Origin of the sequence: Nocardia rhizosphaerae (assembly GCF_042650365.1) — a bacterium.
In the GTDB taxonomy this organism is placed as follows: domain Bacteria; phylum Actinomycetota; class Actinomycetes; order Mycobacteriales; family Mycobacteriaceae; genus Nocardia; species Nocardia rhizosphaerae.
Genome location: NZ_JBHSBA010000011.1, coordinates 36,035 through 49,742 on the forward strand (window position 1 = coordinate 36,035; position 13,708 = coordinate 49,742).

Genomic DNA, 13,708 nt, shown 5'->3' on the forward strand with positions numbered 1-13,708 from the left:
CGGCTACTCGATCGGCGCTCAGGGCCAGCCCGAAGAGATGGATTGGTCGGGGTGCCTGATCGATGAACTCGACGAGCTTCAGGTGTGTATCCCGGAGTTGCGTCGGGAGTGGGTGGTACGCGGGCGGCCATATCCGCCTGACGCGGAGACGGTGGGTCGAATTGTTGCTGATCCGCTGCTGCGTGATCGGTTCGGAGTGTCCCGTGATGAGCTGCGGCGCAGCTGGCTGCGTGAGCGGTGGTGGGGCGGTTTCGCGCGGACTGGCTCCGGGCTGATAGCTGAGTCTTCTCCGCAGTCGAGGTAGGTGAATAGCCAGGTGCTGACGACGGACGCGCAGTGGGCCTGATCTGTGCCGACAGCCTGGCGGAGCGTTCGCGGGCCGGCGGATCGCGTATAAAGAAACTTCGCATGTCGCCATAACATGTAAAGAAATCTGAAAAAACTTTACATATAAGTGCGCGTGTGTCAGGTTTGGCGGATGACCACCTGGCGCCCGGACGTCCCCTACAACGACCTTCCGAGTGTTCCCGATCCCGAGATCCTCGAAACCCGGCCGGTGCTGAAAGCGGCCATCGCGGCGAACCGGGCGCTTGCGCAGCTCGACCAGGCGGCGCTGGCCATGCCCAACCCGACAGTGCTGATCAACTCGATACCGCTGCTGGAAGCGCAGGCCAGCTCCGCGATCGAGAACATCGTCACCACGACCGACGCGTTGTTCCGGCATATCGAAGACGATGCCAATGCCGACGCTGCGACGCGGGAGACGCTGCGGTATCGGCATGCGCTGCGCATCGGTCACGATCACACCGCGGCGCGGGGGCTCACGACGTCGACAGCGGTTGAGGTGTGCAGCATCATCAAGGACAGGCAGATGAAGCTGCGCGATCTGCCGGGTACCCGGATCGGAAACCCGGCGACCAACGAGATCATCTACAGCCCGCCGGAAGGGGCGGAGGTCATCGCGGCGAAGCTCGCCGAGTGGGAGCGATTCGTGCACTCCGAGGACGGGGTGGATCCGCTGATCGTCATGGCCGCGGCGCACTACCAGTTCGAGGCTATCCATCCCTTCTCCGACGGCAACGGCCGAACGGGGCGCATCCTGAATGTGCTGATGCTGGTGGAAGCGGGGCTGCTCCGGCTTCCGGTGCTCTACCTTTCGCGCTACATCATCGACACCAAGCGCCAGTACTACCGTCGGCTGCGTGCGGTGACGGCCGAGGGTGCGTGGGAGCCCTGGCTGCTGTACGTCCTCGCTGGTGTCACCCAGACATCGGAGACGACAGTGGCGAAGATCAACAACATTCGGCTGCTCCAGGAGGATTTCGCGCTGCGGGCCAGGGTGGTGTGCAAGGGCGGTTCGGACTCGGAGTTCCAGGCAGTGCTGTTCGAGCAGCCCTACTGCCGCATCGCCACAGTGATGGAACGCTGCGGCGTTTCCCGTCCGACGGCGACCGGCTGGTTGAACGGGTTGGCTGAGGCCGGGATGATCCGGGACGTGAAGATCGGTCGCGACCGAGTGTTCATCAATGCCGAGTTCTTGGAACTACTGACCGCGCCGTGAGGCCCGGTGGTCGATCTCGCTGGTGGGCGCGACGGGCGGTGTCGGCCGGGGAGTTCGCCGAGCCCGGACAGTGTCGAGGAGTTCGCCGGGTGCGGGGCTATGCGGTGTCGGCCGATGGCCGTCGCTCCGGGGCGGCCAACCCGGACCCGGTGATGAGCGGGAGGTCGAGGGTGGTCCTGATGCCGGGGGCGGCGGCGATGACGGCGGGGACGGCGTTGACCAGGCGCATGGCGGTGCCGACGAGGCTGGCGTGGTTGTGGTCGCCGTGGTCGCTGAACATGGCCAGGTCGAGGGTGTAGTGGGGTTCGCCGGTGACCTCGATGCGGTAGGAGCCGCCGGTGCGGGCGGGGTGGGGCCAGTCGGGGGCCAGGTCTGCGCGCAGGCGGGTGACGTGTTCGAGGACGGTGACCGCGCGGTCGCCGACCATGCCGCGTACTTCGAAGCGGAGGGCGGCCGCGGTGCCTGCGGGGATGGTTCCGGAGGCGATGTCGAAGGTTTCCGGGGCGGGAAGGCGTTCGTAATTCTGTGTGACGCTGTCGAGTTCGATGTCGAGACCCGCGGCGAGCTGGCGGACCACGCTGCCCCAGGCCAGGGAAAGGACGCCGGGTTGGAGTAGCAGTGGGGTCTGGTCGATGGGGCGGCCGAAGCCCATGATGTCGAACATCACCGCGGGATTGTCGTAGGTCGAATAGTCGACGATCTCGAGGCAGCGAACCTGCTCGACCGAGCGGCAGGTGCCCAGCAGCGCCAACGGCAGCAGGTCGTTGGCGAAACCGGGATCGATGCCGTTGACGAACAGCGACGAACCGCCCTGCGCGGCAGCTTGTTCCACCGGATCGAGGAGGTCGGCGGGCAGGACATGCCAGGGGTACTGGAGGAACACCGGTGCGCTGGCCACCACATTGATGCCTGCCGACAGCAGCATGCGCAGGTCGGCCAGGGCTTCCATGAGCCGGTTGTCGGTCATGGCGGTGTAGACCACGCAGTCGGGGCGCAGCGCCAGGATGTCGTCGGCGTCGGTGGTGGCGAGAATGCCGGTGGCGGTGCCGGTTCCGGCGAGGTCGGCGGCGTCGCGGCCTGCTTTATCCGGTCCGGATACGTGCACGCCGACCAGCTCGAGCCGGGGGTCGGCCAGTACGCCTGCCAGTGCGTGGCGTCCGACATTGCCGGTGCCCCAGTGCACTACACGGTGGGTCATGATCGGTGTCCTCACAGGTCGGGGAGGGGGATGGTCAGATTCGGGGCGATGAGGCCGCCGTCGACCTCGAGGACCTTTCCGGTGAGGAACGATCCGGCGGGGGAGGCGAGATAGAGGGCGGCGGCGGCGATATCGGTGGGGTCGCCGAGGCGGCCGAGGGGGGTGGCCTGCTCCATCTGGGTGCGCAGCTGGTCGTTTCCGGCGACGACCGCCAGGGCGGAGGTGAGGATCGAGCCCGGTGCGATGGCGTTGACTCGCACGCGGGGGCTCAGATCCATGGCGGCGGTGCGGGTGTAGTGGGCGAGGCCGGCCTTGGCGGTCGCGTAGGCGGCGAACGCGCGGCCGGGGAGCCTGCCCATGGTCGAGCTGATGTTGATGATCGATCCGGCGCCCGTGGTGGCCAGCATGTGCGGGACGGCCGCGCGCACCAAGGCGTGGGCGGTGCCCACATTGAAGGTGAAGGCTTCGGCGAGATCGTCGGGGGTGGTGTCGAGGAGGGGTTTCGGCAGTGCGCCGCCGACATTGTTGACGGCGATGTCCAGGCGCCCGAACTGCTGGACGGCGATGTCGGCGAGCTCGGCCACGGCGTTCGGGTCGGCCAGGTCGGCCACGACGACGTGGGCGCGGCGGCCTGCCGATCCCACCTGGTCGGCGACCCCGCGTAGGTCTGCCTCGGTGCGGGCGGCGATCACCACGTCGGCGCCCGCCTGGGCGAAGGCGACGGCGATCGCGGCGCCGAGACCGCGCCCGGCGCCGGTGACGACGGCGACCCGGTTGTCGAGCCGGAACTGGTCGAGAATCATGATCCCACCTTGCGCGTCGAATACTCGACTAATGTATGGCGAATAGTCGAGGCAGTGTAGGGCCGACCGGGGCCGTGGACAAGGGGTGTCATGCTGGAATCCGCGTCGCCACCGACCCGCCGGGTCATCGAGGTGATGGAGTTGCTGACCCGCGCCGACCGGCCGTTGACCGCGACCGAAGTGGCCTCGGCACTCGGTCTCGCGCGGGCCACCGTCACGGCGGTGCTCGCCGAGCTCGACGACGCGGGCTGGGTGCGCCGCGATCGGGACCGGCGCTTCGGTCCAGGGCCCGCGCTGGCCGGCTTGCGCCCGGTGGACGCCGAGGTGCCGAGTGCAGCGGTGAGCGCCGAGTTGCGGGCACTGGCGGTGGCCGCGCACTGCGGCGTGACACTGAGCCGGATCGCGGACGGCAGGCTCACCGTGGTGGCCAAGGAGTACGCGCCGGGCGGACGGATCGTGCCCGGACTCGCTGTGGGGCAATCCATTCCCCTCGGCTATCCGGCGGGGGCCGCGGTGATGCCGTGGCGGAGCGAGGCCGAGCGGCGCGTGTGGTCGGCGAGTGCGACCGGTCCGGCGCGGCGCGGTGCCCCGGCGCTGCTGCGGTTCGTCACGACGCATCGCTGTGCGGTGTTTCGTCCCGACTCCGACGACGCCGGTCTGGTGGATGTGCTCGCGGAGCTGCTCGGGGCGGTCGGTGGTGAGGTGGTGCAGCCGGAGTTGCGGGCCCGCGTGCTGCGTCAGCTGGCTCGGCTCACCGCGCGTCCCTACACCGACACCGAGCTCGACAGCGCGGAGACGATGCCGGTGAGCTATCTGTCGGCGCCGGTGTTCGACGGTGCGGCGGCGCCCTATGAGGTGCAGATCGGGCCACTGCGGTCGGCGGTCAGCGGGAGTGAGCGCGCGGGATATGTCGCGGCGATCCGGGCCGGTGCGGAGGCGCTGTCCGGGGTCCTGCGTGCGGACAGCTGCTCGCGCTAGATGCGGGTGCCTGGCCGATCTCGGCTACTCGGCCGACGCGACCGTCGCCAGCGGCCTTGTGCGCTGGGGCGGACGGAGGCGCGGATCCTGCTCGGATTCGGTGCGGAGCGATCACGCAGCCCGTGGTGAAGCGAAGAAAATTGGTCGCCGAGTTCGACCCCGGCACCGTCCGCGGCTTCCTGGACGATCCGAGTACAACGGTCGATGGCCGGCCGTTCCGCCGGGGCGCCGTAGGTGGGTGTTCAGTCGGTGCGCGGCGAGGCAGTCGACGCTCTCGAGGTACCTGACCGACCGGTAGCGACACGCGGAGATGACCGATTCGTGGTCGGCGTGTTAAAAGCGCGAGACGTGATCCGTGACACGTTTGTGTACTCGATTCGGGCCTCGAGCGGCGCAAATGATAGTCGGTGTCGATTCGGCCGATTCGCGCATCCCGCTGGTCGGCTGACAGGATCAGGCCGCAGTGTGGGCGAGGTGGCTGCATTCGCCGAGTGGCTCGGAGTACACCCGCTCGGTTGGAGATGTGGTTGGAAAGGAACGCCTGGATTGACGACGGATGCGCGGGCTGAGCTGGAGAGCTTCCTTCTCGGGGATCGGTTCGCCTGTCTGGCGGGTCGCTCCGCTTGGCGCCAAGGCGGGATCACCCACTGTCACTACGACGTCATGGGTGGGGCAGAATCGGCGCGGCTGATGGCCGCGGACCTGGCGGAGTTCGTCGGCGACGCCGACTGGAGCTCACGCAAGTTCACCAGTTTCATCGCGACCTTCGAGCAGCCGCGCGGCGTGGACGAGCTGCGGTTCGAGGAGCTGCTGTGGGAACACCTGCAGCTGCTGCACGAGGCGGACGCGGACCGGTTCGCGTGGGCGCCAGGGTGTTCGTCGGATCCGCAGTCCAGCGAATTCCGCTACAGCGTGGCGGGGCATCCGTTCTTCGTGATCGGCCTGCACGAGACGCATCGGCGGTTCGGGCGTCGGCCACCGTTCCCGATGCTGGCGTTCAACTCGCACGAGCAGTTCGCGCGGATCAAGGCCGACGGGATGTGGGACCGGCTGGCGGAGAAGATCCGCAAGCAGGACATCATGCTCCAGGGCGACATCAACCCGAATCTGATGGAGTACGAGACGCTCTCGGAAGCGCGCCGGTACTCGGGGCGGCCCAAGGCCGAGGATTGGCAGTGCCCGTTCAGCGCGCGGCCCGGGATCGCCGAGCATGAGCTCGCGGGTGTTCAGCACACCTGAGCGGGCGCTGTCTTGCGGTGACCGGCACTAGAATTCGGCGATGCCCGCGACCCTGTTGTTCTGTTCGGACCCCCTCAATCCCCGGCGGGTCGACGACCATTTCGCCGCGCAGGCCGACGCCGTCCTGGCTGCGGGTGGGACGGTCGCGTTGCTGGACCACGACGCGCTCTCGGGCGGCGATCCGGCCGCTGCCGTGCGGCGGGTGCCCAAGTCGGGTGGGCCGATGTGGTACCGGGGCTGGATGATTCCGGTGGATCGCTATCGTGCGCTGGCTCGGGCGCTCGCGGAGCGCGGCTGTGCGCTGGCGGTATCGCCCGAGAACTATGCGAAGGCCCACGAGCTGCCGGGATGGTATGAGATCTTCGCCGAGCTGACACCGCCGTCCCGGTGGGCGGCGACGACACCGGGGAAGGTGCCGGGTGAGCCGGTCCTGGCGGGACTCGCCGGGGCGCTCGGTGCGGGCCCGGGGATCGTCAAGGACTACGTGAAGTCCCGCAAACACGAGTGGGACACCGCCTGTTACGTGCCCGACCTGGGCGATGGCTCTGCACTGCGGCGCATCGTCGAGCGGTTCGTCGAGTTGCAGGGGCGGTACCTGGCCGGTGGGATCGTGCTGCGCCGGTTCGAGGACTTCACCGAAGACGGCGGCGGCAGGGCGGTCGAGGCCAGGGTCTGGTGGCTCGACGGGGAACCGGCGCTGGTCGGACCACACCCTGACGATCCGACGGTATGCCCCGAACCCGACCTCTCGGCGGTGGCGCGGGCGGTATCCGCGCTCGGCTGCCGGTTCGTGACCACCGACGTCGCGCGCAGGGCCGATGGCAGCTGGCGGGTGATCGAAGTCGGCGACGGACAGGTCAGCGACCTGCCGTCGACAGTGGACGCGACGGCGCTGATCGGGCGGCTTGTCGCGCGGTGACGATGCGGTCAGCGTGCCGGCTGGGGTGCCAGCGTTTCCGCGATGTCCGCCAGACCGCAGGTCGATGCCCGGACGACGAGGAGCTTGCGGCATCGGTCGGGGAGTTCGGCGTCGAGGGCGGTCACCGTGTTCCAGGCTGCGGTGTGCTCGGCGTCGAGAAGGTCGACCAGGGAGTCCAGCTCGGGAAGATTCTCGAGCAGAGTGAGCACCCGGGTCCGGGACGGGCCGGGGATCGACACCGCGAGGGGCAGGACCGTGGGGGCATGCGAGGTGCCCTGGAGGATGAGGGCGCGCAAGGCGTCGTCGTCCTCGGCGAGGACTCGGGTGGCGATGCTGTGCTGCTGGGCCTGGTCGAGATGCGGCACGAGCGGCAGCAGGTCCAGCCACAGGCCCTGGGTGAGGGAGATGTCGGAGACGCGGGCCAAGGTGTCCGGGTCGTGCATGACGGGGCGCTGGGCCAGGCGTTGCAGGCCGGTGATCGCCATGTCGGCGGCCACCGGGAGCAGGGCGTCCCAGGCGTCGAGCGCGGCAACGGCGGTGAGCAGACCGTCGAGGATCTCGTCCTCCTGCTGGGCGACGATATCGGCCATGCGGGCGCGTTCGGCCGGGCCGATGATGTCGAGCAGGGAGATGGCGTCGGCCCACTTCTGCTCGGCGTACATGGCGGCGACCATGCCGGGGACACGGTCGGTGACCATGCCGAGCAGGCGTTCGGCCTGGGAACTGTCCTCCAGATGCAGGCCGACCTGGAGGATGTCGCTGTCGGCGGCCTGTGGAAGTGCCGCCCAGAGCACGGATTCCGGCATGGCGCCCGCCAGGCGGCCCATGGTGAGGTAGTCGCCGCGCTCGATCAGTTCGCGGGCCACCTCGGCGGCCATCGTGTCGGGGACGCGGGCGATCACCTCCGCGGCGCGTTTCGGGTCGAGCAGGACCGTGGCGTCGGCGAGGAACTTCGGCGACAGCGACTCGGCGATGGCGACCGCGCGGACCGGGTCGACAGCACCGGCCACCGCGGCGGTCAGCGCCGGGCCGAGCGCCTTCTCCGCCACCAGCGCGGCGATCGGCTTCGGGACCAGTTTCACCGCGGCGGCGAGGCGCTGCATGCGCAGGACATCGCGGGCCGACATCTCGTCGCTGACCTGGTCACGGAACGCCTTGATCGCCGAAGCAGGCTGCGCGGTCAGGAAATCCAGCTCGGCGGGATCGACATCGAGAACGCGGGCCAGCTTCGCGATCTCGGCCATCGTGTGGCGCAAAGTGGTCATAGACCGAGGACCTTCCGGACAGCGGGGCGAGCCACGCGGGGGATCAGATGCATGCCGGCGCCCAGCGCCTCGTCCATCGCGGCCTCGCGGGCGGCCAGGGCGGAGCGGACCTGGGAATCGAGCAGGGCCAGGTCGTCGACGTGCAGTGCCGCGAACTCCGGCGGAGGTGGGGTGCCGAGGGTTGCGGTCAGCTGGTCCAGGCGATCCGGCACCGGGTGACTCCTTTGATTCTGTTGGGGGAGTTGCGGTTACACGATAGTTGGGTGATCTCGGCGCCGCATTGCGAGGTATCTCGCGGGGTGCCGGCCGTTGAGTCGGTACGCGTGAGTGCTCCCCTTCGGCCTCGTCGGCTCACCGGCTGCGAAGTCGACGTAGTGACCACGTTGCTATCGGGCGCGGAGGCTTACTCGAACCAGATCCCGTACTGTCGCGCCGTCGCGACCCGGGGTGTCAGGTCGCCCAGTTGCTACCGCACCCGGATCGGATCACGGTGCATTGAATCAGCTCGCCGATGCGACTACCCGCCCGCGACCGCCGGGATGATCATGAGTTCGGAGTCGGCGGACAACGGGGTATCCGCACCGGCGAGGGTGCGGCATTCGTCGCCGTCTATGTAGAAGTTGACGTAGCGGCGGAGGGTGCCGCGTTCGTCGCGGAGGCGGCGTTCGAGGGCGGGGGAGTGGGTGCGCAGCAGGTCGAGGGCGGTGCCGAGGGTGGGGGCGTCGAGGGTGAGTTCTTTGGCGCCGTCGACATAGGGGCGTAGTTGGGCGGGGAGGACGAGGCGGGCCATGGGTCAGCCGATGACGGCGGCGCGGACGCAGAGGACGTCGGGGAGTTTGTCGGCGACGAGGTGCCAGTGGTCGCCTTCGTCGGGGCTGCAGTAGACCTCGCCGTTGCGGGTGCCGAAGTAGATGCCGGTGGGGTCGGCGTCGTCGGCGGTCATGGCGTCACGCATGACGGCGGCCCAGAAGGGGACGGTGGGCAGGCCGTCGGTGGACGGTGTCCAGGTGTCGCCGGCGTCTTCGCTGCGGTAGACCGCGCAGCGGGCCTCCGGGGGGAAGCGGAAGCGGTCCATGTCGGCGACGAGCGGGAAGGTGTAGACGACGCCGGGGCGGCGCGGGTGGGCGACGATGGGGAAGCCGAAATTGGCTGGGGGCAGTGTGGAGTCGATGGACTGCCAGGTGGTGCCGTCGTCGGTGCTGCGGAATACGCCGCCGTGATTCTGCAGGAACAGGGTGCTCGGTGACTCGGCGTCGCGGGCGACCTTGTGCACGCACTGGCCCCATTCGGGGAGTTCGCCGGGCAGGAAGTCGGCGGTGACGCCGTGGTTGGTCGGTCGCCACGAGGTGCCGCCGTCGTCGGTCTGGTAGACGCCGCCGGTGGACATGGCGACGGCGAGGCGCCGGGTGTCGGTGGGGTGGGGGAGCACGGTGTGCAGGGCGAGGCCGCCGCCGCCCGGCTCCCACTGCGGCCGATGTGGATGCTCCCACAGGCCGCGGACGAGGCTGAAAGTGCTACCGCCGTCGACGGATCGGAACAGGGCAGACGGTTCGACGCCCGCGTAGACGACATCGGGTTCGGCGGCGGTGGCCGGGGCGATCTGCCACACACCACGCAGGGCCGCGTCGGTGTCGTCGGGGAAGGCGAGCGGCGCGTCGTCGGGTTCGGTCCAGGTGTCGCCCAGGTCGTCGCTGGTGACGAGGGTCGGGCCGAAGTGGCTGTCGAGGACGCCGGCGAACAGGCGCGGGGTGGCGCGGCGGGTATCGATGGCGAGTGCCTTCACGTCGGCGACCGGGAACTGCGGCGGACGCACGGTCCAGGTCGCCCGGCCGTCGGTACTGCGGGCCAGGAACAATCCCTTGCGGGTCCCGATTCCGAGGAGCACGTCCATTGCCGACCTCCAGGCCGTCGCACCGGCGCGAACGACACGAGCGTACTCCGCACGCGCGATAGGACCACGCAAACGCCGCGGATGAGGGATACTTGTCCGATCGTGCACGACCCGTCGCACGAGCGTGACATTTTCGCGACCATTTCGTAATCTGACAGAGACCCTGTTCTCGACTAGTAGCTGGTGATTGAAAACGTGGCTGGTCAACATCGCACCCCCGCGGCCCCGACGGGCCGCGCATCCCTGACCGTGGTCAGCCTCGCCGCGACGGTGCCCGCGATGATCTGGATGGCACTGCGACCAGCCACGACCGAGGTGCAGCAGGTGAGCGCGGTGGAACCGCACACGCCCTCGGCGGTCGAGCTCGACGCGCTGCCCGCGCTCATCCACGACGCCCCGCCCGAGCCGCCGGGACCGCCGCCGGTGGCCGCCGACGACGAGGGCGCCAGGCTGTCGGCGCTGAAGGCGAAGTATCCGTGCTCGACCGAGTGGAAGGGCACCCGGCCGCACGTCGCGCAGGTCAGCCACATGGTGCAGAAGATGTTCGGGCTCTCCGACATCGGCGGTGCGCACGGGCGCTTCGACGGTGACCACGGCGCCGGTCTCGCGCTCGACATCATGACCGCCAACCCGGCGCAGGGCGATGCGATCGCCGCGTTCATCCTGGCCAACAAGGCCCGCTTCGGGGTCACCTACGTGATCTGGCAGCAGCAATACAACGACGGCAGCGGCTGGTCCTACATGGAGGACCGGGGCAGCCCGACCCAGAACCACTACGACCACGTGCACGTGTCGTTCTCCTCCTACGGGGCAGCCAACCTGACCTGCTGAGCGGCTGTCGTAGCGGCGAATTCGCATATCGCCACGAGAAACCACCCGTCCTCCTACGGTGAGAACCGGCTCAGTTCTCGCGAGGAGGAATGTGGACATGGGACGGTTGGCCGGCAAGGTCGCGGTGATCAGCGGTGGTGCGCGCGGGATGGGGGCCGCGCACGCGCGGCGCTTCGTCGCCGAAGGCGCGTCGGTGGTCCTCGGTGACGTGCTCGACGACGAGGGCGCCGTGGTCGCGAAGGAACTCGGGGACGCCGCGATCTACCGGCACCTCGATGTGCGCGAGCCCGAACAGTGGGCCGCGGCGGTCGCGGCGGCGGTGGAGACCTTCGGCGGGCTGCACGTGCTGGTGAACAACGCGGGGATCGCGAACGGGAACCTGCTGGTGGACTTCGCGCTCGACGAATGGCAGCGGATCATCGACATCAACCTGACCGGGACCTTCCTCGGGATGCAGGCCGCGGTGCCCGCGATGACGGGCGGCGGGTCGATCGTGAACATCTCCTCGGTCGAGGGGATGCGCGGCAGCCCGGGACTGCACGGATATGTCGCGACCAAGTTCGCGGTGCGCGGGTTGACCAAGTCGGCGGCGCTGGAGCTGGCACCGCAGGGCATCCGGGTGAACTCGGTGCATCCGGGGCTGATCAGCACGCCGATGACCGAGGGCATTCCGGCGGACTTCCTGCAGATTCCGGTGCGGCGGGCGGCCGAGCCGGACGAGGTGTCGGCGCTGGTGGCGTATCTGGCCTCGGACGAGTCGTCGTACTCGACGGGCGCGGAGTTCGTCGTCGACGGGGGGCTCACGGTCGGGGTGCCGCACAAGGGGTAGTCGAGGAATCCTTGGCCCCCAATGGTTTCGGAATCTTCGCTATCCTGGAGACAAGCCGAAACAGAGGGGGTCGGGATGTCCGAAGAAGTTGATCCGCGCGCGAAGTGGCGGCAGCTGCCGCCGGAGCCGGTGGCCTACGTCGAGGCGACCTCGGTGGAGACCAGGGCGTCCGAGGCCGGAGTGCCCGCGGTGGACGTGACCGAGGATTTCATGCGCAGGCTCGCGGGGTAGTTCACGCGGTCACATGCCGGCGACCTCGATCAGCGGTGCCGGATAGACCGATCGCGGGACCCCAGCGCGCCACGGGCGATGAATGGCAGGCCCGTCGAGATGGGCCAGGCCGGGCAGCCACCGGCGCACATACGTGCCGTCGGGATCGAAGCGCTCGGCCTGGCGCAGCGGGTTGAGCGTGCGGTAGGGGCGGGTATCGGTGCCGGTGCCCGCCGCCCACTGCCAGTTGAGCTGGTTGTTGGCCAGGTCGGCGTCGACGAGCCAGTGCAGGAAGTGGGCGGCGCCGATCCGCCAGTCCAGGCGCAGGGATTTGGCGAAGAACGACGCCGTGATCAGGCGCGCCCGGCCGGGCAACCAGCCGTCGGTGACGAGCTGGCGCATAGCGGCGTCGACGATCGGATAGCCGGTCCGGGCCGCCTGCCACGCGGCGACAGCGCCGGGGTCGTCGCGGATGTCGAACGGGCCGGGACGATAGCTGGTCCATGCGGTCTCGGGGCGCGCCGACAGCAGCTGATGGTGGAAATCGCGCCACGCGAGCTGACGGGCGAAGGCGTGGCCGCCCTCGGTGGCCAGGTCGGTTCGGTGCACGAGCTCGACCGGGGACAGACAGCCGAAATGCAGGTAGGGCGACAGCTGTGAGGTGGCGTCGGCGGCCAGGTCGTCGCCGCGGTCGGCGTAGTCGTCGACCGGGCCGGCCAGCCACTTGTGCAGCAAGACCCGGCCGGTGATCTCGCCGCCGCGTGGGCAATTCGGTGACGGGTCGCCGTGCGAGAGCTCCGCGGGGCCGGGCAGCGGATCGCTCGCCAGTTCGGGCACGGTCAGCGCGCGGGGCGCACCGAGCGGGCGGCGCTGAGGGGCGTCGAGCCAGCGGCGGAAGTACGGGGTGAACACGGCGTAGTGGTCGCGGCCGGTAGCCGGGGTGAGCGCGGCCGGGTCCGCGGCGGTGACGACCGCACTGTGCGTGTGCACCGCGCAACCGGCGGCCGCCAGACTCTCGCGCACCGTCCGCATGCGGTGGGCGGCGAAGGCGCTGACGTCGTCGGCGAGATGCACACTGCGGGCGCCGGTTTCGCGCACGATCCGGGCCAGCTGATCGGGGACGCGACCGTGCCGCACCACCAGCCTGCCCCCGATGCCGCGCAGTCGTTCGTCGAGTTCGGCGAGCGCGCTGCTGAGAAACACCGCGCGGTTGGGTGGGCAGCGGTCGGGGACGATGCCGTCGTCGACGACGAACAGCGGCACCACCGCGTCGGACTCGCGGTGCGCGGCGGTGAGTACCGGGTTGTCGGCGATCCGCAGGTCGCGGGTGAACAGCGCGATCGACACGCTCATCGGGCGCACAGCGGGGTGAGGTCGGAGCGGCCGCCGGTGGTCGGGGTGGTCAGGAACAGACACGGTTGCTGGCCCGCGGCCACGATCGCGGCGTCGATATCGGCCCAGGTGGCGGCGTCGAGTGAGGGGGTGCGCGACAGGACGAAGCCGGACAGCCTGCTCGGATCGGTGACATGAGCCCAGGAGTAGTCGGGGCCGAGCGCGGTGACGATGTAGTTCGGGGCGTCACCACCCTGGCCGGGTACGCCGGGGAAGGAGACCCGCAGCTGGGCGCGGGTGACGGGGTCGGTCACCGTCGCGGTGCCCCGGATCTCGTCGGTGCCGCCCGACCAGGTACGGCAACGGTTGTATACGCCGACCGTGCCGTCGTCCTGACGGGTGTAGGTGGCGGTGGTGTCGCCTGCGCAGGCGAGGCTGAACGGGGCTGGGACCGCGGCCAGTTGATGCCAGACGCCCAGGTACCGGTCGACATCGAGCGAGGAGACCGGCGCCGGGGGTGCGGCGTTGGCCGTCGCGGGCGAGAGCGCCGCAGCGGCCGATGCCGCACACGCGACCAGTGTCAGTCGGAGCGAAACAGTGGGACCGATGATGCGCACGAGAACTCCTCGGATCGATGGTGCTGACAGACTAT

The 13,708-nt window shown here is 69.4% G+C and carries 15 protein-coding genes; 7 read left to right on the forward strand and 8 right to left on the reverse strand.

Annotation, left to right across the window (positions count from 1 at the left end):
• Positions 1–556 precede the first annotated feature (556 nt).
• On the forward strand, positions 557–1,561 hold the full coding sequence (locus tag ACFOW8_RS19650) for a Fic family protein (protein ID WP_378552348.1): 1,005 nt from the start codon (positions 557–559) through the stop codon (positions 1,559–1,561).
• A 97-nt stretch (positions 1,562–1,658) separates the two neighbouring features.
• Here the strand turns inward: ACFOW8_RS19650 and ACFOW8_RS19655 are convergent, their stop codons facing one another.
• Positions 1,659–2,759 (reverse strand): NAD(P)H-dependent amine dehydrogenase family protein, encoded by a 1,101-nt coding sequence (locus ACFOW8_RS19655; protein ID WP_378552351.1) that lies wholly within the window; start codon positions 2,757–2,759, stop codon positions 1,659–1,661.
• Positions 2,760–2,770: 11 nt separating this feature from the next.
• Complete coding sequence (locus ACFOW8_RS19660; RefSeq protein ID WP_378552352.1) at positions 2,771–3,562, reverse strand: SDR family oxidoreductase; 792 nt, start codon at positions 3,560–3,562, stop codon at positions 2,771–2,773.
• Between the two features lie 93 nt (positions 3,563–3,655).
• Between ACFOW8_RS19660 and ACFOW8_RS19665 the strand changes: the two genes are divergently transcribed.
• The 3 genes from ACFOW8_RS19665 (at position 3,656) to ACFOW8_RS19675 (ending at position 6,698) form a co-directional block, all read left to right on the forward strand.
• A complete protein-coding gene (locus ACFOW8_RS19665; RefSeq protein ID WP_378552451.1) occupies positions 3,656–4,540 on the forward strand; it encodes a helix-turn-helix domain-containing protein in 885 nt (294 codons plus the stop codon).
• Positions 4,541–5,086: 546 nt separating this feature from the next.
• Complete coding sequence (gntA, locus tag ACFOW8_RS19670; RefSeq protein WP_378552354.1) at positions 5,087–5,779, forward strand: guanitoxin biosynthesis heme-dependent pre-guanitoxin N-hydroxylase GntA; 693 nt, start codon at positions 5,087–5,089, stop codon at positions 5,777–5,779.
• 40 nt (positions 5,780–5,819) lie between these two features.
• Positions 5,820–6,698, forward strand: coding sequence for an ATP-grasp domain-containing protein (locus tag ACFOW8_RS19675; protein WP_378552355.1), 879 nt, complete (start codon positions 5,820–5,822; stop codon positions 6,696–6,698).
• Positions 6,699–6,706: 8 nt separating this feature from the next.
• Here the strand turns inward: ACFOW8_RS19675 and ACFOW8_RS19680 are convergent, their stop codons facing one another.
• From ACFOW8_RS19680 to ACFOW8_RS19695, 4 genes are all read right to left on the reverse strand, one after another.
• Positions 6,707–7,963 carry a hypothetical protein gene (locus ACFOW8_RS19680; RefSeq protein ID WP_378552357.1) on the reverse strand — a complete coding sequence of 419 codons (1,257 nt, stop codon included), beginning with the start codon at positions 7,961–7,963 and terminating at the stop codon, positions 6,707–6,709.
• Positions 7,960–8,175: a hypothetical protein gene (locus ACFOW8_RS19685; protein ID WP_378552358.1), complete on the reverse strand. Its 216-nt coding sequence runs from the start codon at positions 8,173–8,175 to the stop codon at positions 7,960–7,962. Before ACFOW8_RS19685 ends, ACFOW8_RS19680 begins: the two co-directional genes overlap by 4 nt.
• A gap of 305 nt (positions 8,176–8,480) precedes the next feature.
• Positions 8,481–8,753 carry a MoaD/ThiS family protein gene (locus ACFOW8_RS19690; protein ID WP_378552359.1) on the reverse strand — a complete coding sequence of 91 codons (273 nt, stop codon included), beginning with the start codon at positions 8,751–8,753 and terminating at the stop codon, positions 8,481–8,483.
• A 3-nt stretch (positions 8,754–8,756) separates the two neighbouring features.
• A complete protein-coding gene (locus ACFOW8_RS19695; protein WP_378552361.1) occupies positions 8,757–9,854 on the reverse strand; it encodes a WD40/YVTN/BNR-like repeat-containing protein in 1,098 nt (365 codons plus the stop codon).
• A gap of 195 nt (positions 9,855–10,049) precedes the next feature.
• Between ACFOW8_RS19695 and ACFOW8_RS19700 the strand changes: the two genes are divergently transcribed.
• The 3 genes from ACFOW8_RS19700 to ACFOW8_RS19710 all read left to right on the forward strand — a co-directional run bounded on the left by ACFOW8_RS19700 (position 10,050) and on the right by ACFOW8_RS19710 (position 11,745).
• On the forward strand, positions 10,050–10,685 hold the full coding sequence (locus ACFOW8_RS19700; RefSeq protein WP_378552363.1) for a hypothetical protein: 636 nt from the start codon (positions 10,050–10,052) through the stop codon (positions 10,683–10,685).
• 97 nt (positions 10,686–10,782) lie between these two features.
• Positions 10,783–11,514 carry a glucose 1-dehydrogenase gene (locus ACFOW8_RS19705; protein WP_378552365.1) on the forward strand — a complete coding sequence of 244 codons (732 nt, stop codon included), beginning with the start codon at positions 10,783–10,785 and terminating at the stop codon, positions 11,512–11,514.
• A 75-nt stretch (positions 11,515–11,589) separates the two neighbouring features.
• Positions 11,590–11,745 carry a hypothetical protein gene (locus tag ACFOW8_RS19710; RefSeq protein WP_378552366.1) on the forward strand — a complete coding sequence of 52 codons (156 nt, stop codon included), beginning with the start codon at positions 11,590–11,592 and terminating at the stop codon, positions 11,743–11,745.
• Between the two features lie 9 nt (positions 11,746–11,754).
• Here the strand turns inward: ACFOW8_RS19710 and ACFOW8_RS19715 are convergent, their stop codons facing one another.
• The gene (locus tag ACFOW8_RS19715; RefSeq protein ID WP_378552369.1) at positions 11,755–13,077 is read right to left on the reverse strand and encodes a cryptochrome/photolyase family protein; all 1,323 of its coding nucleotides are present in this window, start codon (positions 13,075–13,077) and stop codon (positions 11,755–11,757) included.
• A complete protein-coding gene (locus ACFOW8_RS19720; protein ID WP_378552370.1) occupies positions 13,074–13,673 on the reverse strand; it encodes a lipocalin family protein in 600 nt (199 codons plus the stop codon). The genes ACFOW8_RS19715 and ACFOW8_RS19720 overlap by 4 nt, the downstream gene beginning before the upstream one ends.
• Between the last annotated feature and the right edge of the window lie 35 nt (positions 13,674–13,708).

Excerpts from the sequence above, each read along its gene's own strand:
- ACFOW8_RS19680 (WP_378552357.1), bottom strand. The coding sequence starts at position 7,963 with ATGACCACTTTGCGCCACACGATGGCCGAGATCGCGAAGCTGGCCCGC.
- ACFOW8_RS19695 (WP_378552361.1), bottom strand. The coding sequence starts at position 9,854 with ATGGACGTGCTCCTCGGAATCGGGACCCGCAAGGGATTGTTCCTGGCC.
- ACFOW8_RS19705 (WP_378552365.1), top strand. The coding sequence starts at position 10,783 with ATGGGACGGTTGGCCGGCAAGGTCGCGGTGATCAGCGGTGGTGCGCGC.
- ACFOW8_RS19715 (WP_378552369.1), bottom strand. The coding sequence starts at position 13,077 with ATGAGCGTGTCGATCGCGCTGTTCACCCGCGACCTGCGGATCGCCGAC.
- ACFOW8_RS19675 (WP_378552355.1), top strand. The coding sequence starts at position 5,820 with ATGCCCGCGACCCTGTTGTTCTGTTCGGACCCCCTCAATCCCCGGCGG.
- ACFOW8_RS19690 (WP_378552359.1), bottom strand. The coding sequence starts at position 8,753 with ATGGCCCGCCTCGTCCTCCCCGCCCAACTACGCCCCTATGTCGACGGC.
- ACFOW8_RS19660 (WP_378552352.1), bottom strand. The coding sequence starts at position 3,562 with ATGATTCTCGACCAGTTCCGGCTCGACAACCGGGTCGCCGTCGTCACC.
- ACFOW8_RS19710 (WP_378552366.1), top strand. The coding sequence starts at position 11,590 with ATGTCCGAAGAAGTTGATCCGCGCGCGAAGTGGCGGCAGCTGCCGCCG.
- ACFOW8_RS19655 (WP_378552351.1), bottom strand. The coding sequence starts at position 2,759 with ATGACCCACCGTGTAGTGCACTGGGGCACCGGCAATGTCGGACGCCAC.